The organism is Bdellovibrio bacteriovorus HD100, from assembly GCF_000196175.1.
Taxonomy (GTDB): Bacteria; Bdellovibrionota; Bdellovibrionia; order Bdellovibrionales; family Bdellovibrionaceae; genus Bdellovibrio; species Bdellovibrio bacteriovorus.
On record NC_005363.1, the window covers coordinates 3681674 to 3705507 of the forward strand.

General features: G+C 51.7%; 24 protein-coding genes. 18 read left to right on the forward strand and 6 right to left on the reverse strand.

The genetic code is table 11. The annotated features are described in order from the left end of the window. The first annotated feature begins 6 nt into the window (after nt 1–6). The 5 genes from BD_RS17450 to BD_RS17470 all read left to right on the forward strand — a co-directional run bounded on the left by BD_RS17450 (nt 7) and on the right by BD_RS17470 (nt 6304). Entirely contained in the window at nt 7–1332 is a 1326-nt protein-coding gene (locus BD_RS17450; protein ID WP_011166116.1) for a phosphoribosyltransferase, read from the forward strand. Beyond that, nucleotides 1329–2042, forward strand: coding sequence for an ABC transporter ATP-binding protein (locus BD_RS17455; protein WP_011166117.1), 714 nt, complete (start codon nt 1329–1331; stop codon nt 2040–2042). The genes BD_RS17450 and BD_RS17455 overlap by 4 nt, the downstream gene beginning before the upstream one ends. Then, on the forward strand, nt 2039–4396 hold the full coding sequence (locus tag BD_RS17460) for an ABC transporter permease (protein WP_157865742.1): 2358 nt from the start codon (nt 2039–2041) through the stop codon (nt 4394–4396). Before BD_RS17455 ends, BD_RS17460 begins: the two co-directional genes overlap by 4 nt. Before the next feature lie 4 nt (nt 4397–4400). Continuing rightward, nucleotides 4401–5294 (forward strand): efflux RND transporter periplasmic adaptor subunit, encoded by an 894-nt coding sequence (locus BD_RS17465; protein WP_011166119.1) that lies wholly within the window; start codon nt 4401–4403, stop codon nt 5292–5294. 83 nt (nt 5295–5377) lie between these two features. Next, entirely contained in the window at nt 5378–6304 is a 927-nt protein-coding gene (locus BD_RS17470) for a universal stress protein (RefSeq protein ID WP_011166120.1), read from the forward strand. Nucleotides 6305–6323: 19 nt separating this feature from the next. Here BD_RS17470 and BD_RS17475 read toward each other — a convergent pair whose 3' ends face one another. Then, a complete protein-coding gene (locus tag BD_RS17475) occupies nt 6324–6680 on the reverse strand; it encodes a KH domain-containing protein (protein ID WP_011166121.1) in 357 nt (118 codons plus the stop codon). Between the two features lie 204 nt (nt 6681–6884). On the opposite strand from BD_RS17475, the gene BD_RS17480 reads away from it, so the two are divergent. The 4 genes from BD_RS17480 to BD_RS17495 all read left to right on the forward strand — a co-directional run bounded on the left by BD_RS17480 (nt 6885) and on the right by BD_RS17495 (nt 12050). Next, the gene (locus BD_RS17480) at nt 6885–8558 is read left to right on the forward strand and encodes a c-type cytochrome (protein ID WP_011166122.1); all 1674 of its coding nucleotides are present in this window, start codon (nt 6885–6887) and stop codon (nt 8556–8558) included. Between the two features lie 211 nt (nt 8559–8769). Continuing rightward, nucleotides 8770–9108 (forward strand): DUF2388 domain-containing protein, encoded by a 339-nt coding sequence (locus BD_RS17485; protein ID WP_011166123.1) that lies wholly within the window; start codon nt 8770–8772, stop codon nt 9106–9108. Nucleotides 9109–9290: 182 nt separating this feature from the next. Then, nucleotides 9291–11225 carry a DUF7844 domain-containing protein gene (locus tag BD_RS17490; RefSeq protein ID WP_011166124.1) on the forward strand — a complete coding sequence of 645 codons (1935 nt, stop codon included), beginning with the start codon at nt 9291–9293 and terminating at the stop codon, nt 11223–11225. 24 nt (nt 11226–11249) lie between these two features. Then, a complete protein-coding gene (locus BD_RS17495) occupies nt 11250–12050 on the forward strand; it encodes a hypothetical protein (protein WP_231839222.1) in 801 nt (266 codons plus the stop codon). Here the strand turns inward: BD_RS17495 and BD_RS17500 are convergent. After that, nucleotides 12047–12928: a hypothetical protein gene (locus BD_RS17500; RefSeq protein WP_011166126.1), complete on the reverse strand. Its 882-nt coding sequence runs from the start codon at nt 12926–12928 to the stop codon at nt 12047–12049. The genes BD_RS17495 and BD_RS17500 overlap by 4 nt on opposite strands. 120 nt (nt 12929–13048) lie before the next feature. Between BD_RS17500 and BD_RS17505 the strand changes: the two genes are divergently transcribed. Genes BD_RS17505 through BD_RS17535 form a run of 7 tightly spaced genes read left to right on the forward strand, consistent with a single transcriptional unit; the run spans nt 13049 to nt 19439 of the window. Beyond that, nucleotides 13049–13348, forward strand: a complete 300-nt coding sequence (locus BD_RS17505) for a hypothetical protein (RefSeq protein ID WP_011166127.1) — start codon at nt 13049–13051, stop codon at nt 13346–13348. A 16-nt stretch (nt 13349–13364) separates the two neighbouring features. Beyond that, nucleotides 13365–13790: a nucleoside-diphosphate kinase gene (ndk, locus tag BD_RS17510; RefSeq protein WP_011166128.1), complete on the forward strand. Its 426-nt coding sequence runs from the start codon at nt 13365–13367 to the stop codon at nt 13788–13790. Nucleotides 13791–13827: 37 nt separating this feature from the next. Continuing rightward, nucleotides 13828–15009 (forward strand): class I SAM-dependent RNA methyltransferase, encoded by a 1182-nt coding sequence (locus BD_RS17515; RefSeq protein WP_011166129.1) that lies wholly within the window; start codon nt 13828–13830, stop codon nt 15007–15009. Between the two features lie 23 nt (nt 15010–15032). Continuing rightward, nucleotides 15033–15788, forward strand: coding sequence for a tetratricopeptide repeat protein (locus tag BD_RS17520; RefSeq protein ID WP_011166130.1), 756 nt, complete (start codon nt 15033–15035; stop codon nt 15786–15788). Beyond that, nucleotides 15788–16912 (forward strand): helix-turn-helix domain-containing protein, encoded by a 1125-nt coding sequence (locus tag BD_RS17525; protein WP_011166131.1) that lies wholly within the window; start codon nt 15788–15790, stop codon nt 16910–16912. Before BD_RS17520 ends, BD_RS17525 begins: the two co-directional genes overlap by 1 nt. 2 nt (nt 16913–16914) lie before the next feature. Then, nucleotides 16915–18231 (forward strand): ArnT family glycosyltransferase, encoded by a 1317-nt coding sequence (locus tag BD_RS17530; RefSeq protein WP_080559016.1) that lies wholly within the window; start codon nt 16915–16917, stop codon nt 18229–18231. Continuing rightward, nucleotides 18228–19439 (forward strand): CehA/McbA family metallohydrolase domain-containing protein, encoded by a 1212-nt coding sequence (locus BD_RS17535; protein WP_011166133.1) that lies wholly within the window; start codon nt 18228–18230, stop codon nt 19437–19439. The genes BD_RS17530 and BD_RS17535 overlap by 4 nt, the downstream gene beginning before the upstream one ends. On the opposite strand, the gene BD_RS17540 is transcribed toward BD_RS17535, so the two are convergent. Beyond that, nucleotides 19436–19795 (reverse strand): 2Fe-2S iron-sulfur cluster-binding protein, encoded by a 360-nt coding sequence (locus BD_RS17540; RefSeq protein WP_226987855.1) that lies wholly within the window; start codon nt 19793–19795, stop codon nt 19436–19438. The two genes, BD_RS17535 and BD_RS17540, sit on opposite strands and share 4 nt — an antisense overlap. Nucleotides 19796–19816: 21 nt before the next feature. On the opposite strand from BD_RS17540, the gene BD_RS17545 reads away from it, so the two are divergent. Further along, a complete protein-coding gene (locus tag BD_RS17545; RefSeq protein ID WP_048349893.1) occupies nt 19817–20434 on the forward strand; it encodes a 3'-5' exonuclease in 618 nt (205 codons plus the stop codon). A 51-nt stretch (nt 20435–20485) separates the two neighbouring features. Beyond that, entirely contained in the window at nt 20486–20797 is a 312-nt protein-coding gene (locus tag BD_RS17550) for a hypothetical protein (protein WP_011166136.1), read from the forward strand. A 31-nt stretch (nt 20798–20828) separates the two neighbouring features. Here the strand turns inward: BD_RS17550 and BD_RS17555 are convergent, their stop codons facing one another. From BD_RS17555 to BD_RS17565, 3 genes are all read right to left on the reverse strand, one after another. After that, the gene (locus tag BD_RS17555) at nt 20829–22451 is read right to left on the reverse strand and encodes an NAD+ synthase (RefSeq protein WP_011166137.1); all 1623 of its coding nucleotides are present in this window, start codon (nt 22449–22451) and stop codon (nt 20829–20831) included. Then, a complete protein-coding gene (locus BD_RS17560) occupies nt 22448–22801 on the reverse strand; it encodes a DUF2203 domain-containing protein (protein ID WP_226988197.1) in 354 nt (117 codons plus the stop codon). Before BD_RS17560 ends, BD_RS17555 begins: the two co-directional genes overlap by 4 nt. A 131-nt stretch (nt 22802–22932) precedes the next feature. Further along, the gene (locus BD_RS17565; protein WP_231839223.1) at nt 22933–23736 is read right to left on the reverse strand and encodes a hypothetical protein; all 804 of its coding nucleotides are present in this window, start codon (nt 23734–23736) and stop codon (nt 22933–22935) included. Nucleotides 23737–23834 lie beyond the last annotated feature (98 nt).

The following is a 23834-nucleotide window of genomic DNA, read 5'->3' on the forward strand; positions in this document are numbered from 1 at the left end:
GGAACAATGGAACGATACAGAGACCGAGACCATGCCAGCCATGTTCTGGCCCAGAATCTTTCACAATACAAAGACAGCAACCCCGTTGTGCTGGCGATTCCCCGCGGAGGCGTGCCCGTGGCCTTCGGAGTGGCCAGGGCCCTGCACTGTCCTTTGGATCTTATCATGGTTAAAAAAATCGGGGCTCCCCGCCAGCCGGAGCTGGCCGTCGGCGCCGTCAGTGAAGATGGAAAGCCCCTCTTCGATGAAGGGCTGATCAAAGCCCTCAGCCTGAGTTCGAGCTACTTGAAACAAGCCGCCAGTCAGAAGATCCGCGAGATCCACGAGCAGCTTCATAAATTTCGCGGCTCCAAACAAGCAGAGCCCATCCAAAACCGCACTGTCATTCTGGTCGATGACGGCATCGCCACCGGCTCGACACTGACGGCCGCCATTCAGTTTTTGCGCCTAAAAAACCCGCGCGAAATTGTTGTCGCCGCCCCCGTCGGAGCCTTGGAAACCGTTCAGCGAATTAAAGAGATCGCCGATGCGGTGATCTGCCCTCTCACCCCCACAGACTTTATGGCCGTGGGCATGTGGTATGAACAGTTCGAGCAGGTGCCTGACGAAGAGGTGATCCGCCTGATTGGAGAGGCCCGGTTTTCCAGCCAGAGTACCGCAGAACAAATCACCATTGTCGACGGCCCCAAAAAACTCACCGGAGATCTGACCAGAGTTAAAAACAGCAAGGGCCTGATTTTGTTCGCTCATGGCAGCGGCAGCAGTCGCCTTAGTCCCCGCAATAGGAAAGTGGCCACGGAACTGAACAAACGGGGTTTCAGCACCTTGCTTTTTGATCTTCTGACTGACAGTGAGGCCGAGGACCGTCGCAATGTTTTCAACATCGCACTGCTCGCTCGCCGTCTGTTGTGCGCCACGGACACCGTTGTTGAAGTCTATCAGGGAAAAACTCCCCCCTTGGGATATTTCGGCGCCAGCACCGGAGCCGGAGCCGCATTGACCGCCGCCGCTCAGTCGACACACCCAATTTCTGCCGTGGTCAGCCGCGGAGGCCGACCCGATCTGGCGGATGAGTTCCTTTCACAAGTGCTTGCGCCAACACTGCTCATTGTCGGCGGCAATGACACGCAGGTGATCGAACTCAATGCAATGGCAGAAAGAAAGATTGGTAAAGTCAAAATGGCAGTCGTCCCCGGCGCCACCCACTTGTTTGAAGAGCCCGGCGCCATGGAAAAAGTCATCGAGCTGGCCGCCAACTGGTTCAGCCAAAACCTTTCCGCTGCAAAAGCCCCACACCCTCAGGAGCCCCCAGTCCGGCCCGGAGGTTTATGAAAAGTCAGACACCTGTCATCTTCTGCAGGAATCTGAAGAAAGAATACCGGATGGGAGAAGTGACAATCGAGGCTCTGCGCGGAGTCGATCTGGAACTTTTCGCAGGTCATTTCGTCGTTTTGCTTGGCCCCTCTGGCAGCGGCAAGTCGACACTTCTGAATCTGCTGGGTGGGTTGGACAGGCCTTCTTCTGGCGAAATTCATTTCAGAGACCACACTTTATCAGAGGCCAGCCAGAAGGAACTCACCACCTACAGGCGGGATCACGTCGGCTTCGTGTTTCAGTTCTATAATCTGATCCCGAATCTTTCGGCCCGGGAAAATATTGATCTGGTCACCGATATATCAACGAATCCCATGAGCAGCGACGAAGCCCTGGATCTGGTGGGACTTTCAGCCCGAAAAGACTTTTTTCCCTCGCAACTTTCCGGCGGAGAACAACAGCGCGTCGCCATCGCCCGGGCCATAGCCAAAAGGCCGGAAGTCCTTCTGTGCGACGAACCCACCGGGGCGCTTGATTTGCAAACCGGAAAGCTGGTTCTGGAAGCCATCGCCAAAGTCCACCGCGAACTGGGCACTCTGGTTGTGGTCATCACCCACAACTCCACCATTGCCGGGATTGCTGATTGTGTCCTGCATTTAGGGGACGGAAAAATCCTGCGACAGGACTGGAACACTCACAAGGTGTCCATCAACGAGGTGACGTGGTGAAGTCTCTTTCGCGAAAGCTGCTTCGTGACATCAGTACTCTGCGCCTGCAGATCCTTTCGATGGCGCTGCTGGTTTCCTGTGGGGTGGCCATATTGGTGGCCTCGTGGAGTTCATATCTTTCCTTGGCACGGGCCCAGCAGGAATACTATCAGGATCATCAGTTTGCCGATGTCTTTACAGAATTGGTGCGCGCGCCACGGCACCTGGCAGATCAGATTCGCGATATTCCCGGTGTTCAGGTTGCAGAGGCCCGGGTGATCGAAGATGTGCTGATTGATCTGGCCCATCAGAATGAACCGGCCCTGGGGCACGTTGTTTCGTATTCACCCACACAGACCCTGAACAGGATCTATCTGCGCCAGGGAAGATTTCCCGAGCCCGGGGACCGGCTTGAAGTGCTGGTGCACGAAAGCTTCGCCAAGGCCCATGAACTGAAACCCGGTGATTCCTTCAGCCTCGTGATCAGGGGGCAGAAAAAAACCGTTCAGGTTTCCGGAATTGGACTGTCACCCGAGTTTGTCTATGCACTCAGTCCGATTTCCATGTTTCCCGATGATTTGCACTATGGAGTTTTATGGCTGCCTGAAAGGGACCTTGCACGCCTGAACAACATGACGGGGGCCTTCAACAGCCTGATTGTCAAAACAGCACCCCACGTTCCCATTGAAAGCATCAAACGCCGCATCGACTTTATTCTGTCGCCCTATGGCAGCCTGGGATCTTATGATCGCAGCCGCCAACTCAGCCATCTTTTCGTCGAAGACGAGATTCGCCAGCAAAAATCCATGTCCGCCATCATCCCCGCGATTTTCATTTCGGTGGCCGTTTTCATCCTTCATACCATCATCAGCCGTTTGATCGGCCTGCAAAGAATTCAGATTGCGACCCTGAAGTCTCTGGGTTACGGCTCAGGAGTCCTGGCTTTTCATTACTGGAAGCTTGTTTCCGTCATTCTTGTTCTGGGCCTTCTGCCGGCAATTGCTTTCGCCTACGGCATCGGCCAGTGGTATGCAGTTCTTTATGAGCGTTACTTTCGCTTTCCTCACATCGACTTTTCCCTGTCACAAGAGGCGCTGTTCTGGGGGCTTTTGGCGGCCCTGTTGCCGGGCTGGCTGGCCACTGCGAGTTCCCTGTCCAGAATATTCAAGCTGGATCCGGCCGAGGCCATGCGTCCTCCGGCCCCCGCCTCCTACAACAGAACCTTCATGGAAAAGTGGAAAATTGCCAGAACCATGCACATACAAACTAAAATGCTGGTCCGAAACATCCTTGCCCGCCCCTGGAGGTCGACCCTTTCCATCCTGAGCCTTTCCGCAGCGACAGCGATTCTTATCAACGGCAGCTTCTGGTCAGACATTATCGAGTTCGTGATTCAGCGCCAGTTTATTGAAATCAGCCGCGAGGATCTTGAAATTCGTTTTCTGCATCCACGCCGAATGGAGGTGCTGTCTGAAATTTCCAGGATTCCCGGAGTCTACATTGTCGAAGGCGCCCGCACCGTACCGGTCCGGCTGCACTTCAGGCAGCTCGACAAAAACACCGCCGTTCTGGCCTATGACGGCATCTCGACGTTGCGAAGAATACTGAACCGGGAAGGTGTCGTGATACAGCCCAGGGAAAATCAGGTGCTGCTCAGCCAGTACTACGCAAAGAAGTACGGACTGAAAACCGGCGACCGGCTGTTCCTGGAGGTCGCCGACAAAACCCGTCCGGGCTTTACTGTCACCGTCGGCGGTTTCGTCGAGGACATTGTCGGTTCCTCTATCTATGCGCGCCGGGAGGATCTTTCCCGCTGGCTTTCCGAGTTCCCCAGTATAAATACAGCTTATGTCAAAATTGATCCGGCTTTTGCAGAACAAATTTACATAAAACTAAAGCAGTTTCCCGAGGTCATCACCGTGGGTGTTAAACGCCTTGTCTTTGAAAGCTTCACGGCCACTTTGTCAGGAATGATCATGACCTTTACAGCCATCCTTTTGTTGTTCGCCGTCACGATCTCCGGAGCCGTTTTGTTCAACATGGTGCGAATCGATGTTTCGGAAAAATCCTGGGAGCTGGCCAGCCTTCGAATTCTGGGCTTTGAAATTTCTGCGGTCTTTCAGGTTCTCTTCTTTCAGATGGGCCTGCAGGTGCTGGTGTCGATATTTCCGGGCCTGCTACTGGGTTATGGCTTGTCATATCTAAGCACTAAGTGGATTCACACGGATGCCTTCATCTTCCCCTTGGTAGTTGACACAAGAACTTACGCTCTGGCGGTGGCTATTATGGTTTTATGCTATCTTATGACAGGATTATTTCTGTACTCCAAAGTCAAATCGCTCAACATGACGGAGGCCCTGAAAGCCCGGGAGTAACCGCATGAAAAAGAAAACTCAATACGTTGGAAAGTTCATCTACGTAACACTGGCCATTCTGACGGCGGTGGCACTGGGACTTCTTTTGCGCCCCTCTGCTGTGCCTGTGGAAATCGCCGTCGTGGAACAAGGGCCCTTCACCGAGCAGCTGAGGGTTGATGGCACCGTCCGGTCCCGGCACATCACCACCGTCACCGCCTTTGCCACCGGGGATCTGGAACGCCTGGAAATGAAGGCCGGAGAATCCGTTAAAAAAGGCCAGACACTGACCCATCTCAAATGGGACTTCAGAAAACCCGTGACCAGCCCGGTTGCCGGTGTCGTTGCCAAAGTTTATCGCGAATCCGCCGGGCCGATCCAGCGGGGTGAGCCCATCGTGGATATCATCGATCCCCGCGATATTGAAGTTGTCGCAAAAGTTCTCACCACAGATGCCGTCAAAGTGCAGCCCCAGTCTGTTGTGAAAATCTTCGGGCTGGGTGACGACTCAGAGCTTGAAGGCCGAGTCCTCCGCGTCAGTCAGGCGGGCTTCGTTGAAATCTCCGCCTTGGGAATAGAAGAGGAAAAGACCGAGATCTTCATCGAATTTCAGAAACCCCCGCCGGTGCAAATCGGACACAACTTTCATGTCGAGCTGCTGATTGAAGTTTCCCACACAGATCAGGCCCTGCAGGTTCCTCTTGGTGCCCTTTTAAAGAACAGAAACAACTGGGCGGTTTACACAGTTCAGGATCAGCGCGCGCATCTTCAGTCCGTGGAAATAGCCAAAAGAAACGACTCTCACGCCGTAGTTAGCAGCGGTCTTAAGGCGGGAGAGCAAGTGATTCTCTTCCCCGGGGACCAGGTTTTTGACAACAGCAAAGTGAAGATCAGAAGGAACTCGCACCCGGATCCTTAAGAATTTCTCTGCGATTAAGCACGGGCTATGGAAAATAGTCTCGTCCTCACTTAAATTCAGTACTGGATTTCACAGGAGATTTTATGGCCTCTGTTTCCATTCTTGTGGCTGATGACATCATGGCTCAGTCAAAAAAAGCCCGAAAGAGATCCGACGATCTTCGCAGCATCGCCACCCACTTTGCACGGCTGTTGAAGGCCGACCTTCACTTTCTCTACGTTGAAGATATTCCTGAGCGCCTGAGAAAAGGGGACAAGATCAAGAGCCTTGATCAGCGCAACCCCCAGATGACCGCCAAACTCAGAGCCGAGTTAGAGGCCCTCAATCCCGGCAGTGAACTGCATCTGGACCGGGGCAACCCGATTTTAAAAGCACTGGAATGGGAAAAAAAGCTGAATCCCGATTTGATCGTATTGGGAACCCGCGGTCACAAAGGTCTTTCGAAATTCTTTCTGGGAAGCGTGGCCGAAGAGCTTCTTCGTCGTTCACGCCGGCCCGTTCTGGTTTTGGGCCCCCATTATTCTTCGGCTGAATTTCCGGCAAATCCTCGTGCGGGATTGCGCATTCTGCTTTTGTCGGATCTGACCTCCGCCAGCAGCCGTGCGGAAGCCTACACCCGCAAGCTAGCACAAAAAACCAAGGCCCGCGTGACGCTGATGCATTCCGTGGGGGACCCGATCATGCGACTGCGCCAGATTTATGCCCAAAGCCGCATTCCCATGTACTCGCTGGAAAAAGAGGTTCAAGAGATCAAAGACTTTGCCCGGATCCAAATGAAAAAGAAAATGGAGCGCTTCAAAGAGGACGGACTGACCGTGCAGGCAAAGCTGATAGAGCATGACAGGGATCTTGCTGACGACATCCAGGATGAACTGACCGAAGGCTATGACCTGGTTGTCATGGGCACTCATGCTCACAATCGGCTGCTGACCGTGTTCCTGGGAAGCACCTCCAGAAAAACCTGTCTGCTGTCCTCTGTTCCCGTGATCATCCTGCCTTCTTCATCGTGAAGACTGATACGCCAGAAACCTATTTGTCGGCGGGGTAGTAAGGAATTTCGATCACGGCACGGGACCCGGCCGCCCCCATGATGGCTCCCACCACCTGGCGCAAAGACATGATCGTTGCGCCTTTTTGGCCGATCACACGACCAATGGCCTCTTTCGGGCAACGGACCACATACTGGGTGGTCTTTTCACCAATCACCACATCCACGCCAATTCCCGGCGTCTCAGGAGCCAGCATCTGCAGAGCAGACAGCAGAAACTCACGCGCCTTTTCCCGAATCTCCGTAATATTGTCGGCCAATGGCGCCGCCCCGGATTCAGCTTTGGCGGCTGGTGAGGAACGCACTACTTTAATCACTTTAACGGACTCGGAAGCCATAAAACTCCTGTTAACAGTTTCATGTTAACTTAGATTTTTGCTTTCACCAGATCCTGGACGCAGATAGTGCTCCCCTTCTAATAAAAGGAACACACCATTACAATTTTTCATTAGGCCCCCATTAAAAGCTTTGGAGGCCAGCTCTGCCCGTCAAACGACAGAATATTATTGTCTAGTAATCTTACGACAATGTAAGCATCGGGAATGACGAAGTTCTTTTTCCTTCTGACCCTGATCTCCGCGACTGCTTTTGCCCAATCCGAACCCGACTGGACAGCCGGAGTCCCGGTCCCCCCGGGAGGGAGATCCAACATTTATTCGTGGAACGATTTTGATTTCCAGGCCACTTTGAATAAGGGAAAAATCCACGCCCAAGTCTATCCCGTGACCGTCACCGGAATGCTGCCACCCTACGAACCCGTGCGCCGCCTGATTGAAGAAAAGAACAGCAATCCTTTGCGCAAATGGATTCAAAGCCTGATGAAAGGCCTCAGTGGCTTCCGAAGTTTTGAGGACGTTTTAAAAAATCTGGGCCTGCACAAGTACCCGCTTGAAAACGAACGCGGGGTTTATGCCGTTCCCTATCCGAATGAAATCCGCCCCGACACCCTGATGGGTTTTGGTTTGATTGAACGAAACGGCGCTGAAGGTTTCACGTTCAGCTGCGCGGCCTGCCATTCATCCAACCTGTTTGGCAAAACAGTCCTGGGCATGACCAACCGATTCCCGCGCGCGAATGAATTTTTCATCAAAGCCAAGAAAGTCATGCCCCTGATGGATCCGCACATCTTTCAGGCATACACGCGCGCCACCGATGCGGAAACCGCCTTGTTGGTGGAGTCCAAAGAACGTCTGAAATCCGTGGCACTGAAACAACCCATCGCCCTGGGCCTGGATACATCTTTGGCGCAGGTCAGTCTTTCCCTGAATCGCAGAGCCAAAGACGGATACGCCAACTACAGCGACAAAGCCGCAAGATCACCGCGGGCAGATGCCTATCTGGATAACAAGCCCGCCGATTCCAAACCCGCCGTGTGGTGGAACGTGAAATACAAAAACCGCTGGCTGTCGGACGGAAGCGTTCTGAGTGGCAACCCGATCTTCACCAATCTAATCTGGAATGAAATCGGGCGCGGAGCGGATTTGCACGAGTTAGAGCAGTGGCTGGCTGACAACGATCATATCATCAAAGAGCTGACCACGGCCGTCTTTGCGTCTGAAGCTCCGCACATCACCGATTTCTACCCGGCGGAAAAAATCGATCTGGGACGCGCCAAAGCCGGCGAGCAGATCTTTAAAAACACCTGCGCCAAGTGCCACGGCCACTATGAAAAAGCCTGGAACCTGCCGCAGGCCTTGGTGCTGTCCGCAGCCGAGCGCCTGAAAACCGTCGAAGTGCGCTACAAAGAAAAAACCCCGGTAGTGAATGTCGGCACCGACCCGTTCCGCCGTCAGGGCATGAAGTCTTTGGAGCAGCTGAATGATCTGGAGATCTCTAAAAAGAACGGGATCGTGATCAAAGCGCAGGAAGGTTATGTGCCGCCACCATTGGTGGGCATCTGGGCCAGATGGCCGTACATGCACAACAACTCGATCCCGAATCTGTGTGTGCTGCTGACTCCGGCAAAGAAGCGTCCGTCGATCTATTACTCCGGTGAAGCGTTGAACAAAGACACGGACTATGACTTTAGCTGCGGTGGCTACCCTATCGGTGACAAGACACCGAAGGCGTGGAAGACGCGCGAGCATCTTTACGACACCCGCAATCCGGGCATGGGCAACATGGGTCACGACGAAGGAATCTTCATCAAAGACGGAAAAGAAATTCTGTCTGCCGAAGACAAATACAATCTGATCCAATTCCTGCAGACACTTTAAAATTTTTTTCGTTGCGAGTGTTCCATCGCAACCATCAAACGCGGGCGCTTATTGGCGTCCGCTGTTCAATCCCTAAACACAAGCCAGCATCGTATTTACCATGAATTTCCGGCAAGTCCGTGAATTCCCGTCCTGAGACACCTTGGCACTGTTGCTGCAATACTCCCCAGCCAGTAACCAAAAACACATTAAACCCCTTTTAGGAGTATCCATGAAAAAGTCCGTTGTCGTTGCTTTGTTGTTGTCTGCCACTATGGCTCAAGCCACTGAGATCTCTCAGGTTTACTCTGCATCTGTGACCTCCACAGTGGACTCCATCCTGGCGATCCCTTTGATGACTACAGGTGGTGTTGTGGCGACGTCCGCTTCTATCTCTGGTCAGACTTTGAAACTTGTTGTTGAAGCTAAAGAAGATGCTGCAACGATGGTTGCTTCTGATGGCGCGATCCGTGGTGTGGCTTTGCAAAAAGCGTTGGAAGCGATCCGCGCTGAAAACCCAAAACTTCAGGCTTCTGATCTTGAACTTGCTGAAGGCATCCTGAAAATGTAATTCGCGCTTCATCTCCTCCTCTTCTCTGGAAAAGGGCTGCCGCGAGGTGGCCCTTTTTTATTTTCATATCAATCACTTAGGTCCCCATAGTCTGGCACTGAATTTGTATTAACTTTCAGAGCAGGGCTTGGATTTTCCAAAGTCCGGGCAGGTTTGTCTCATTTTGAAACAAGGAGAGACCGATGAATAAAGCAGGATTGATTGTCGCCGCGATGCTAATGGCTTCCAGCGCTCATGCTTCATTCAGTTACTCTCTGACCGAAGGACCCGCAGACAAACAATTCAGACAAAACGCTCAGATTCTGCTGAAACAGGCCGAACAACTGCTGCCGGTTTCCATTAAATCCAAATTCAAAAAACCTCTGGAAGTCCGCTTTGAGAGCCTCAAAGAAAACGGCGATCACGCTTTGGGAAAACTGTCCTGGGGCAAAGTGCGCATCGACCTTAAAGCCATTCCAGAAATTCGCCGCGGTGAAAGCAATGCCACGCGCACCAACCGCACTCACAAAACCTTCTATCGCGAGATTCTGGCAACCGTCGTGCATGAGACCATTCATGCTTATGACAAACTGAACGATCACGATGCGGATGAGGCCCGCATGATCCGTGTGTGCAAAGAGGAAAAAGAGGACCGCCAAAACACCCGCACCAGCCCCGAGTGCAAGCCTTACGAAAACATGTATCGCAGCTATTCACAAAATCCGTATTTCACAATGATTGCAGGGTTTGTTGACAGCGACGAGTCCTGGATGAAACACCGCAGTCCTGACATTTATGAGCTGACCAGCGCCTTTGAATCTTTCGCGGTGAATATGGAATATTTCCTGATGGACCCGGACTATGCATGCCGTCGTCCATCACTGTACCACCTGTTCCGCACCAAATTCAAACACACCCCTTTCCCGAACAGCGGCTGCCAGGTGCCACTCAACTATGTGATCCCGGACTTCAAGGGTAAAGACAGCCCGCTCCGCAGTATTGATCCGAGCCGCATCTATCAGGTGCACTATCTGCTGGCCGCAGAAGGTGAAGCAATGATGAGCGGATGGGGTCATTCCATGTTCCGTCTGGTGATGTGTGCTCCGGAAAGAAAAGTTGTCGGTCCCGACTGCCTGAAGGATCTGGATCAGCATATCGTGCTTTCTTACCGCGCTTTTGTGAACAGCATTCAGATCAACACCCTTAAAGGTCTGACCGGGGACTATCCTTCGCGTCTATTCCTGGTGCCCATGCATCAGGTGATTGATGAATACACCAAGACGGAGCTGCGTGATCTAAGAAGTGTCCCTATGAATTTGTCTCGCGATGAAATCCGCCAGTTCGTGACCCGCACGATTGAAACCCACTGGTCTTATGACGGCCGCTACTATTTCACCTCCAACAACTGCGCGGTGGAATCGTTGAACCTGATGAAGGGGTCTTTGTTCCGCCCGGAACTGATCTATCTGGAAACCAAAACCCCGATCGGTCTTGAAAAGGATCTGCTGCGCCTGAAGATCGCTGACAATCGCGTTTTTGCAAACCGCACCCAGGCCATCAACACAGGCTACCTGTTTGATTCCTACCGGGACCGCTATGAGATGAGCTTTAAAGTTCTGAAAGACACTATTGGTGTTAATCAAAAAGACTTCCGTGAACTGCTCAGCCTGACGGCCTCCCAGCGTGGCAGTCTGTATTCGCGCATCAACAAGCTGGAAGGCAAAACCCGTCGTAAAGCGGCGGCTGCGATTGTGCTGCTTGAAAACGGTGCCCACCGCTTCCTGACGGCCGCGATCAAAGCAGATCTGACCCAGCATGTGATCAAGGAAGAAAAACAGGCCGCCAAACGTGGCGAAACCACCCGTCAAAAAGAGATCGTGACCGCATTGACTGAAATCAGCGACATGTTCTCGCAGCCGGCTTCGTTCCTGAAAGGTGCGGAAGGTTACGGTCTGCCGACGGAGCAGGACTGGGAGCAGGTTCAGCGTCTTTCCTCGCACAAACAAAACCAGGGATCTGACATCTACGATGAAGTGCAGAAGAATGTGGAAAGCCTGATCAATTCGGCCCAAATGAAGGAAATTGAAGCCATTAAAAAGAACGTGGAATTTGCGCTTAGCTTTATGCGCTCCATTTAACATTTGCGACGGACAGATTTGACGATGAAGAACGCCAAGCTGATATTTACATTTGCAATGATGCTGACGTCCCTGGGGGCGCAGGCCAACACATTCAACGAAGAACGTGAAACCCACGCTCGTGGAATCATGGTGGCCGTCGACACGCGCGACCACCGGCAATGCCAGACCACGAAACGCAGTCTGGAAGACCTGGTCCCTCTGGAAGAGGATCTGTGTGCCGCTGATGAGCTCAATCCCCTCAGCGTCGTGGTCATCACCATACCCATAGACGAATGGGACTTTATGGCCGAGATCGACAACTCCCGCAATGCCGAAAAAAGCATCCGCGACACCAACGCCGGATTCGTTCGCGCCAGTCGCACCAATTTGCTTTTCATTCTGCCCAGTGCCAGAACCTCGAACAACATGATCCGCGTGGCCGTGCGCCGCCACCAAGCCACCGTGGCCCAGGTGCGTGTGTCGGACCTGTCCATGCTGCATGAAATGAATTTTGGCTCAGCCATCGTGCATTTTACCTTAAAAAATATCCCCCACCAGCTGACCGAAAAGGACCGCGAATCCGCTGAACGCATCGTCCGCCGCGTGCGCGTGCGCTCGAACGCCATTGCCGGTGCAGAACGCGAAAAAACAATTTTGGATTCATTGAACGTGGTCTCTACCATCAATTCATCACTCAACGAAGCGGCAAACACTCCGAATCGATTTGAGATGAACTTGTTCCTGCCGGATGCCTATTGCCGAAGGGAAAACAAATGCTCCAAGGGCGATGACGACCGCCTGATTCCGCTGGGACTGGGGTTTTCATTTAAAATCAGATTCTAAAGCAGATACGCCGGATCTTTGCGATAATGGGCGAAGGGATCATACTCGCCCACGTCCAGGCGTTTTTTCTTGTTATACTTTTGCCATCTTTCCACCATGGCAAAAGCATCATAGTCGATACCGCCGTTTAAAAGATGATCCTGCAGATTTGTCGCCACCGGCTTTTCTTTGGTGGCCCGGGTGAAGTTCAGCACCGGTTTGCCAAACTCGCGCTGCTTGCGAAAATTCAATGATGGTGAATCACTCAAGAATTCAAACTTTGCCTGGAAGATGGTGTTTTCTGAACTCCACTTGAGCTCCTGGAACTTTTCCGTCAAAGCCTTTCTAACGGCGCGCACGGCATGCACTTTCAAAATTGGATCCTCGGAAGACGCACGCAGTGATTTTTCCAGCAGATAGCCCTTTTCATCGACTTCAAACTGCAGCATCACGGTGCCGAAGTGATTGTACTGAGCAAGAATCGAATCAAACATCAGCTCGCTGTCAATGCGCCTAAAAACCTCGCGGTGATAATCCCAGTTGTCAGTGTCGGCAAAGACGTTGGCACTTTCCAGTGCATAGGTGGCGCGATCCCGAAAGTCTCTCGCAGGCCCGTCAGAGTTTTCAGTGACATCTTCACTGTCATTGAAGTCATAGGTTTTAAACAGGGACTTTGTTATCGTCCCGGGCTTCGCACCCATGGCTTGCGACGCCCCGGAAGGGATCCCTCTTTTCGGACCCGCGGAAGGCGCGTGGGATTTTTCGACAACTGCAAACTCCACCGGGATCGGGTCCGGACTGTGGGGCACTTCAATAACCGCAGGTTTTCCCAGCCACAGGGCTGACAAAGCAAGGGCATGAATCGTGACAGAAGTGAGGATCCATCTTGAGGAATGCATGGAAAAAACGCTATCCCAGGATTCAGTTCGAATATAGAAGAGCCTATAACCCCATGCGGCAATTTTCCATTGACAGCGCCTCTTCCGGCCTCTATTTAAGGGCCACTCAGGAGATCTAAGATGAAGAAATTATTGGTTTTTGCCTTGCTGGCCGCCAGTCCCGCATTCGCCGGCCGTGTTGATGAAATCCAGATCATGACCACCGAAGATGTCGAGTTCACCCTGAATCTTTGGCAGAACCGCGCAAGCTATCAGATCACCTACCAGAACTTCACCACCCCGTCCGAAGGCCACGATCTGGCTGTTCAGACAAAACTGGTTGTGAACATGCCGAACCAAGGAAACCAAGAGTGGACATGTGTCACTCAATTCGTTAAAACTCCTAGGTTCTTTGAGATTACTAAAACAGTTTGTCATTAATAAACAAGGAGACACCATGTCTATCGAACAAACATTCTCTATCATCAAACCAAATGCCATGAAGAAAAACGCTATCGGCGATATCGTGAGCATGTTTGAAGCTAACGGCCTGAAAATCGCTGCTGCGAAAATCACCGTTCTTACAACTGCAAAAGCTGAAGAGTTCTACGCTGAACACAAAGCACGCCCATTCTTCGGTGAGCTTGTGTCCTTCATGACTTCCGGTCCGGTTATGTTGATGTGTCTTCAGGGTGAAGGCGCAGTTTTGAAAAACCGCGAAATCATGGGTGCTACGGACCCTAAAAAAGCAAACCCAGGCACAGTTCGCGCGAAATTCGGCGACAACGTGGGTGAAAACGCAGTTCACGGTTCTGACTCTCCAGAGTCTGCAGCTCGTGAATTGGCTTTGTTCTTCGAAAAACACGAAATCTGCAACGTTTAATCGTTCACAGATTCAAATTTGAAATTAGCGATATAAAATGTCTGCGAAATCAAACCAAAGGGGAGCGAAAGCTCCCCTTCTTGGTTCCAAGATCAAACTGAATATTGAAAAACTCGCCATTGGCGGTGCTGGAGTCGCTCGACACGAGGGCATGGTTGTCTTCGTTCCTCAAGCAGCGCCCAATGAAGAAATCCTGGCGGAAATCACTCTGGTAAAAAAGAACTTCATGGAAGCCCGCGTGGTCGAAATTCTGACGGCCAGCCCCCATCGTCGTGAACCACCCTGCCCGGTGGCGCACACTTGCGGCGGCTGCAACTGGCAGCACATCACCGAGGAAGAACAGCGCCGTCAAAAACACACGCTGGTTCTGGAAACGATCAAAAAGTTCAACCGGGATCTGGAATTCAACTATCTTCCCATCCAACCAAGTCCGCGTGTGCTGCGCTATCGCAACCGCATTCAGCCGAAATTCAAAAACGGCCGCTTCGGTTTCTTTGCGCGCAATTCCCACCAGATCGTGGAAACGATGGACTGCCTGATCACGGAAGAAACTCTGACCGATAAATTTGCCGAGGTGAAGGCCTGGGCCGAAAAGAAAAATGCGAAAGATCTTCAGCGTCTTGAGATGTACATCGCCGAAGAAGGTGATGTGCGCTATGGCCTGATCACTGACGAAGATGACGGCATCGGTTTTTCTCAAGTGAATCGCTTTCAGAACGAGGACCTGCTGCGCACGGCTTTGGACTGGGCGGGCGACGGTCCGTACAAAAAAGTTTATGACCTGTATGCCGGTGCCGGGAACTTCACCTTCCCTCTGGCGGCAAAATACGCCGGCTCGGAAATCATTGGTGTGGAACTCAACCCGAAGCTCGTGGAGCGGGCTCGTTCCAAAATCACCGACAAGCGCATGACCTACTTCATGTCGGATGTGGAAACCTACATGCGCCGGGCCAGCATTGGAAAAGACGATCTGGTGGTCCTGGATCCTCCTCGGGCCGGAGCCAGCGAATACACCATGCAGACCCTCGCCGCCGCCCAGCCACGCAAGATCATCTACATCAGCTGCCACCCAGTGTCTTTGGCGCGGGATCTTAACTGGTTCTTTGCTCAGACGCAGAAACTAGGCATCAAGTACAAGCTCGACCGGGTGCAGACTTTCGAGATGTTCCCGCAGACGGATCATGTGGAAACTATTGCGGAACTCAGGGTTGACTCTTAGTCCTCTAATGATACCTTTTTAGCATGCGTAAATGGATTCTCGCTCTGTGCGCCCTGACGATGCTGGGTTGTGCCAGCCGGTCGGCACAGGAAAAACAAAAAGCCGAACTTCATCTTCGATTGGGTGTTGCCCATATCGAGACTGGTGCTTATCCCTATGCCTTGCAGGAGCTGCTGAAGGCGCAGGAACTGGATCCCAAAAATCCCGTCATTCAAAACAATCTGGGTCAGGTCTATTTCTTCCGCGATCGTCTGGATCTGGCCGAAAAACATCTGCGCCAGGCTTTGAGTCTTGAACCCCGCTATTCTGATGCACGCAACAACCTGGGCCGCGTGCTGATTGAAGCCGGTCGTTATGCCGATGCTGAAAAAGAAATCCAGCTGGTGCTGAATGATCTGACTTATGGAAATCCGGAAAAAGCCTACATCAATCTGGGCCTGGTTAAGTTCAATCAGAAAGAATATGCAGCCGCCCGCACCTCTTTTGGCAAGGTCATGGACTCTCAAACGGATGACTGCATCGCCAACACCTACTATGGCCGTACGTTCTTTGAAGAAAAGGACTATGGTCGGGCTGCCGAAGCCCTGGATCGCGCTATCGGATTCTGCCAGAAGAATCTGTATGATGAGCCTCACTACTACAGCGCGCTTTCCTACTATCGTCTGGGCGAGAAATCAAAATCCGTCGCCCGCTTTGAAGAGTTGATAAAATACTATCCCACCGGTAAGTATCGCGACAAAGCCAAGGGAATGCTCAGTTTGATTCGAAAGGGACATTAATGAAAAAGACCGGAGAACTTCTAAAAAAAGCCCGCGAGGAAAAAGGCCTCTCCCTGCACGAAATTGGTCTTTCTTTGAAAATCAGCAGCAAGGTTCTTAAAGCCATCGAAGAGGGTGATGAAACCCAATTGCCGGCAAAGACCTTTCTGCGCGGCTTTGTACAGAGCTATGCCAACTTCCTGCACCTGAACTCAGATCAGGTTCTTGAAGTCTTCTACGAGGAAATGGGTTCAACAAAACCCAAACCTTACATCCGCCAGACAGAAGAACCCAAAGCAGCGGGAACAACAACCGAATCAGAAACAAAACCGGCAGGTGCGGCAACTGAAGGCACTGCGGAAGCAGCAGCTCCGGCTCCGGAAGCCACTGTCACGCCGATTCGCAAAACCCCGCCGCCAACCAGTTCCAACCACGGCATGCAGTCCCTGAAAGAAAATAAGAACACCAAAACCTACATCATTCTGGGTCTGGGTGTTATTCTGGTGGGCCTGATTTTGTTCACGAAAAAAATGATCGACAAATATTCCAAGGAAGCCGAGGTTCCAAGTGCGGAAGTCGCGCAGACCATGGAAGGGGCCACTCCGGTTGTGGTCGACACCACCATTGATGGCGGCACTTTGACTGAAGTGGATCCCAATGCCACTCCGGGCCCGCTGGGCAACCTGACGACCGCTCCAACACCAGCAGCGACCGTGTCCTCCACTGCAACTCCCGCAGCGTCTCCGACTTCGGCAGTTTCAACGCCGGTGACTGCAGCAACTCCTGCGGCGTCTCCGACTGCAACTCCGAAACCGACGGCGACTCCCAGTCCTGCTCCGACCGCAACTCCGTCCCCGACACCAGTGGCGTCACCAAGTCCGACGCCCACTCCGACTCCAAAACCTGAGTCCGGCAAACCCGTGGAGCTGATCGTGGAGGCTTTGGATTCAGTCGAAATTGAATACTCCGCTCCGAACGGAAAACCGCAAAAGATCCGTCTGTCTGCTGAGCAGGTTCACACCTTCAAAAGCAAAAGCGGTCTGAAGATCAATTTCTCCAACGGTGGCGCTGTGAATCTGATTTTGAACGGAAAAGAAGTCGGCATTCCGGGTGACCTTGGCAAACCCATCCGCTTGAGCTACTAGTCTTGAAAGATCTATTCCGCATCTGGTGGATCAGCCTTCTGGTAAAACTTGTTCTGTCAGCACTCATCCCCTTGAGTGCTGATGAGGCCTACTACTGGGTGTGGGCCCAGCGCCCCCAGCTGAGCTACTTCGACCATCCCCCTCTGGTTTCCTGGCTTTTTTATCTTGGACACTTTCTTGAACCTTTCATGAACGCCGTGCGCTGGCCGGCGGTGATTCTGGGTCACGGGCTTTTGGCTGTGTGGTTCTATATCCTGAAGGACAAGATCGATTTTGATAAAATCAAAGTTTGGACCTATCTGGTGCTGTTCTCCCCGCTTCTGGGGTTTGGCTCTTTGATCGTAACTCCGGATCTGCCGGTGATGTTCTTTTGGTCATTGGCGATTTTACTGGCTCTGCAGGCTCTCGACAAAAAAGCTCTTTCCAGCTACATCTGGCTGGGAGTGGCGTTAGGCCTGGGGTTCTGTTCCAAGTATCACATCGTTCTTTTCGTGCCGTGTCTGCTGGTGTATCTGACGGCAGAGAAGCGCTGGAAGGATGTGCGCTGGAATGGGGTTTTGCTGACTCTTGTGTCCGGTCTGATCTTCTGCACACCGGTTCTGTTGTGGAATTATCAGAATGACTTTGCTTCGTTTGAATTCCAAATCAAACACGGCTTGGAAAAAAGCTCTTACAACCCGGAATGGACCCTTTCCTACATCCTTGGGCAAATCCTGATCGTGTTCCCCCTGATCTTCTGGGCTGCTTTGCGGGCAAAAGTTCCCAAGGACCTGCGCTGGTTGTTCTATTTCGGCTGGGGTCCATTGCTGTTCTTCCTGTTCACTTCCTTCCGCGCTTTGGTGGAAGCCAACTGGCCGATCATCGCTTATCCGGCGATCCTGGCATTGGCGCTATTCCATCCGAAGGTGCAAAAGTGGACAAAAGTTTACGTGATCTTCTGGGGCGCGATTGTCGCCGTGGTGCTGGCAACCTTGTTCACACCGTCCTTGCGCAAGCTCAGTGACAAAGTCGAAGAGCCTTATGTCTTCCAAGAACTGAGCAGCGTGGCCAAAGAAGTGAGTCCACTTTACGCCAGCAGCTATCAAATGGCGGCCTCACTTTGGTATTTCAGCAAAGTTCCGGTGTTTAAGCTCAAGGGAATCAGCCGTTATGACTTCTTTGACACACTCCCGGAAGCCGAGCCGCAGGGCAAAGTTTTTTATTTAGTGAAGCGCGAGAGAAATGGTTTACCAAAGTGGATTTCCGAACAACAATGGCAGATGAAAGAGATTCGAAAAATCTCTCCTGACTTTGTCCTGTTGGAATTCACAAGACCATGAAAGTAATTGCAACTCTTTCTTTTTTGCTGGTGACCTTCTTCTTGTACGGATTTTATCTGAATCAGTACGAACTGGCTGTGGTACCACCACAAATCACCTCACAACACTCCTCAAGAAATCTGTATGACTACAAAGGTGTGCTGAATGTGCACACCGATCTGTCCAGCGGTTCGGCGACTTCCAGCTTTGTCATCACTTCAGCAAAACTGGCCAATCTGGATTTTATCTTCTTCACCGATTACAACGTTTTTAATATCCCGACGACGTTTGAATCCTACCACGGAAATCTGCTGGTCTTTAACGCCGGCAAGTACAGCTATCTGGATTCCCGTTTGATTTACTATTCGCTGAATCAAGAAAGCATCGGGGCCAACCTGGGTGATGCCCAGGTGAAACTGTCGGATCTGTTGTCGCAGAAAACCGGCGCCAGCAAAGACACACTGACGATTTTGGCCCACCCTTACAAGGCGGGTTACTCCTGGTCTGGAGAGATTCCTTCAGGCCTTGATGGGTTTGAGCTGCTGAACATGAAAAGTCTGATCAACCGCGCCTGGGCTGAGTCCAAGATCTCCACCATCTGGAGCCTTTTGATTTACCCTTTCAATCCGCGCCTGGCCTTCGTTCGGCTTTACACTGAACCCACGGATGAAATCGCACTGTTAAACAAACTCAGCCAGCAGCGCAAAGTGGTTGTCTATGCCGGAACAGAAGCCTCGGCCCGCGCGATTCCTCTGGCAAATTACTTCATTCGCTTCCCCAGTTATAAACGCAGCTTTGAATTCATGAGCAATCACGTGCTGCTAAAGTCCGAATTGACCGGAAGCTTCAACAGTGACCGCACCAAGATCTTCAATGCCATTAAAAACGGAAGCTTCTATATCGCGCTGGATACTTTAGGGGATCCAAAAGGCTTCTCAGCCACTATCGAAGATGGCAATCACAGCCACATGATGGGCTCCGAGGTGAAGTTCAGTAAAAACATGAGCCTGAAAGTGATTCTTCCGGCAAAGCCCCAGGACTTTTTTGAAATCATGATCATCAAAGACGGTGAAGTGGTCGCAAGAAAGAACGATCCAGAGCCGGTCTTTGAAATCAAAGAGCCGGGAACTTATCGAGTGCAGGTGCGGGTCAGTCCGATGCTGCCCATCCCGGACGCGAAAAAATGGATCACGTGGATTTACACCAATCCATTCTATGTCCGCCCTTAATCATCTGAAAGTGGAATCTCGACGGTGAGCCCGTCCACTGGCTCGATCTGACAGGCCAGACGCTCAAATGGCTGAAACCCCCGGTCTTCGGCCATCTCCTGCTCCAGCTCGTTGCGCGGAGGCAGCTTCTCAAGGCCCTTCACCACCAAAACCCGGCACGTCCCACAGGTCGCATTTCCGCCACAGGTGTGATTCAGCGGCACCTTCGCCCGGATGGCCACAGCCAAAACAGAATGATCCTTTTGACTCACTGAGACATCAATATTTTCGGGCAAAAAGCTTATAATTTTTCCAGACTTGGATGACACAGTCAGGAACTCCTTCACGGGGACACTCTTTAGTTGAAACAGCCCCATCCATTTTGTATCAATGTTTTCATGAGATTCATAGCTTTTGACTTAGAGACCACTGGTACAGTTCCTGGAGTAGATCAAATCGTAGAAATCGGGGCCGTTCGTTTTATCGATGGCCAGCCCGAGGCGATCTTTGCCACTTTGATTGACCCACTTCGCCCTATCCCACCGGGAGCTTCGGCGGTGAACGGTATCTCTGATGATATGGTTAAAGGCAAACCCCTGATCGACACCATCCTGCCGGCCTTTGCAGAGTTCTGCGGTGAGGATGTGCTGGTGGCGCACAATGCGCCTTTTGACTCCCAGTTCCTGATTGCTGACATTAAAAAGCATGAAACCACAGCTCCTCGTGGAGTGATTCTGGACAGCTTGCCAATCGCGCGTAAGGTCTTCCCAGGTCTTCCGAACTACAAACTGGGAACTTTGGTTCAGCATTTGAAAATCCCGACTTCCAACTTCCACCGCGCTGAAGAAGATGCAACTTATCTGGGCCACATGTTCAGCCAGATGATGAAAAGAATCTCTATCGGCGGCCAGGCACCTCAGGTCGGAAATCTGATCGCCCTGACCGGCAAACCAGAACTGCGTTTCCCGCAGATCGTGCGCCAGCCAAAACAAATGGACTTCTTCGGAGGTCTTTAAAATCAGGCCCTTCGGGGCCTTTTTTGTTTCCTTAACCTTTAGGAGTCATACATGAATAAACTTATGATGCTGTCAGCGGCTTTGATGCTGACCTTGGCCTCCACCGGACAAGCGGCAACAAACTTTCCCGATCTTAAAACCTGCGAAGAGGCTGTTTTTTATGTGAAAAGCCTTGGTGACTGCAAAATCACAGAAGCTGAAAAGAACAAGTACACTCTGCCGGATCTTCCTGACAGCAAAATGCCCGAAGGCCTTGAGCAGGTTCTAAAAATGCTGGCCCTGGCGGAATGCGAAGGCGCCACTGCCGGAGCCCAGCGCGAATGCATCCAGCTTTGCAAAGATGTCTCTGTCTGTGCGAAATAGAAAAAGCCCCTGCAAAGGGGCTTTTTAGTTTCTAGATTTCCCGCGCCCGGTGAGCCACCGGATATCTTCGGCCACGACCGAACGAGTGCTGCGACACTTTCAGTATCGGCGGCGCCTGCCAGCGCTTGAATTCCGTGCGCATCAAAACAGGCAACAGCCATTTTTCGGTCGCTGATTTCGCCGGACCTGATTTTTCCACCAAATAAGTCACAGCCTTGTCCAAATCATCGTACTCAGGCAAAGAGTCCTGATCTTTTTGGTTCGGACGAAGTTCCGCCGATGGTGGACGATCAATGATCTCTTGAGGGATCACTTCACCTTGTTTGTTATAGTATCTGGCCAGAGCATAAACTTGCGCTTTGGTCAGATCACCCAATGGCGCCAAACCACCGCACATGTCCCCGTACAACGTGGAATAGCCCGAGGCATATTCACTCTTGTTCCCGGTCGTCAGCAGCATGCTGTTTTCCTTGTTGGACCAGGCCATCAAAGTCAGACCACGCAAACGCGCCTGCAGATTTTCATTCACGATACTGAAACCCTCCAGCCCCAGGCCCTTGTTCAAAGCCTTCAGCACAGATTCATACATCGGACCGATTTCGACAGTTTTGAAATCCACACCCATATTGGAAGCCAGATCTTTTGCCAAAGTCAGACTTTGTGGAGCATTGAACGGACCCGGCAACCCCACACCCACAACATTCGCAGGCCCCAGGGCATCCACCGCCAAAACGGCCACGACCGCAGAATCAATCCCGCCGCTTAAGCCCAGATGAACTTTCTTGATGCCGGTCTTTTCACAGAAATCACGGATTCCCAAAACCAGCGCCCGGCGAAGTTCTTCGATGGCTTCAAGTTTGGGATTCTTGTTCCAGACTTCCAGGGTGTTAAGGTCAATCACGTTGATGTCTTCACTGAACTGCTGGCAGGTCAGAAGTTTTTTGCCTTTTTTATCCAGCACGAAGCTGCCGCCATCAAAGATGATTTCATCCTGCGCACCCACCAGATTCACGTACATGATCGGAGCGTTGAAATACGCCGCCGTTTTTTGTGTGACGTATTCACGCTGCTTCATCTTACCCACAAAGTAAGGCGAAGCGCTCAGATTGATGACCATGTCGATTTTTTGTTTTTTCACTTTGGCCAGAGGGTTTTCCCGGTAAGGGGAATTTCCCTTGGCATCCGGCCAGGCCCAGATGTCTTCACAGATGGTCAGGAAGAACTTCTTCCCTTTCCATTTGAAATAGTTTTTTGAAACGTCCCCGGATTCAATGAAGCGCGCTTCATCAAACACGTCGCCGGTCGGCAGAAGCTGTTTGTGGAAGAAGCGCGGTTTCTCACCCTTGGCAATCAAAGCGGCACTGTTGAAATAAGGACGCCCTTTTTTGGCCGGGTTTCTGGTGATCAGGCCCATGATCACGCCGATATTTTTTGGAAGTTTTTTGATCAGGTCTTTGAATTCAGCTTCTTGTTTGGCGACGAGCTTTTCACGCTCCAGAAGATCAAACGGGTGATAACCAAACAGGGTGCATTCAGGGAAGACAACCAGATCACATTTTCTTTGAACGGCCTGGTTGACGAAATCGAGGATTTTTTCTTTGTTAAACTGAAAGTCAGCAAGAACTGGATTTATTTGGGCGACGGCGATTCTCATTCAATCGTTATACGCCCAGAAAAGCCATCTTGGTAGCCGTGCCAGTGATTAATTTCAACTTCTGGATACTTCCAGCAATAGTAACCATCCCCATTGTCAAAATCAGCCATCCACAGGCCCTTGGGCTCGCCGCCCAGCTTTTCGATTTTAACCTGCCAGCGGTCAATAACAGAGTTGATCTGTGTTTCAATAACCGCCACTGACGGGTGGCTTTTGTCGGAATAGGCATCGATGCGGTTCAGGTGCTGTTTCACCTCACGGCAGGCCTCTTCCGTCATACGATAAATGACGGGAAGCAAGCGGCGCGCTTCATCCAAGCTGAACGTTTTACTGCGATTGATCTCAATCACATTTTCCAAAGGAACTCCCCCATCACTGAACAGATAGGCTGTATCCTTTAAAGCATGTACTGTTTCAAGAAATTAACGACATGACAGACAACTTAAGAATTTCTATGAAGAATTTCTAAACGCGACGCAGACTATTTTTCAAAACTCTTCGACATTTGCAATGCCTGACCACCCAGGAACACAACCAGGGCCAGAATGATGGCGACGATGAACAGAATTCTTATAAAATTTCCAATGGTGAACGGTTCTTCCTCTTTTTCAAAGGTTTTGACCGGCGGCTTTTTCACCGCAAGCTTTTTCACCGGCGGAGTCAGGGATTCCCCGGTTACAATCGATGCTTTTCCTTCACCGTTTGCCTTTTTTTCCAGTTTTTTTCGTTCCATTTCGGTCAGTCCCGAAATCGCCACAGATCTGGTTTTGCCGGGACGAAGGCCATAGCTGCCGCCACTGCTGCCGCGGAAGAATCCGCCGCTGCCGCCGCCCTCCAAAGCGATTTCAACGACCTTTCCTTGCGCGCCCCCTCCGGATTCCACGCCCGAAGACGGACGACGCCCACGATTCATAAAACGACTGCCCCCGCGGGACTGGGATCCGGCATAGGTTCCTCCACTGGAGCCGCCACCACCACTGCCGCTGCTGCCATCACTGCCCGAGCCGCTGCCCGATCCGTCTTTGTTGGACCCCGAACCACTGCCGCTGGAACCCCCACTGCCACTTCCATTGGGCGGACGGCCGTTCGCCCACGTTCCAGCCTGGAATCGGGCATTACAACCTTCATCTTCCACGGCGGTGTCTTCGCTTCCGATCGAAGGAAGTTCACCCATTTCCAGCAAACATTGCACGTAAGAGCCCATGTAGTTTTTGATGAAGGCGTCCATGGGTTTGATAATTTGAGACGTCAGCCCGATCAGTAATGCGACAATGATCACGAGCATAAGGACATACTCGAGCGCGGCCTGACCTCGCTCGCTGGGTAGTCCAGATGTAAGTTGAGATTTCTTCACTCGTAAGAGCATTTAGGTCATAATACAGC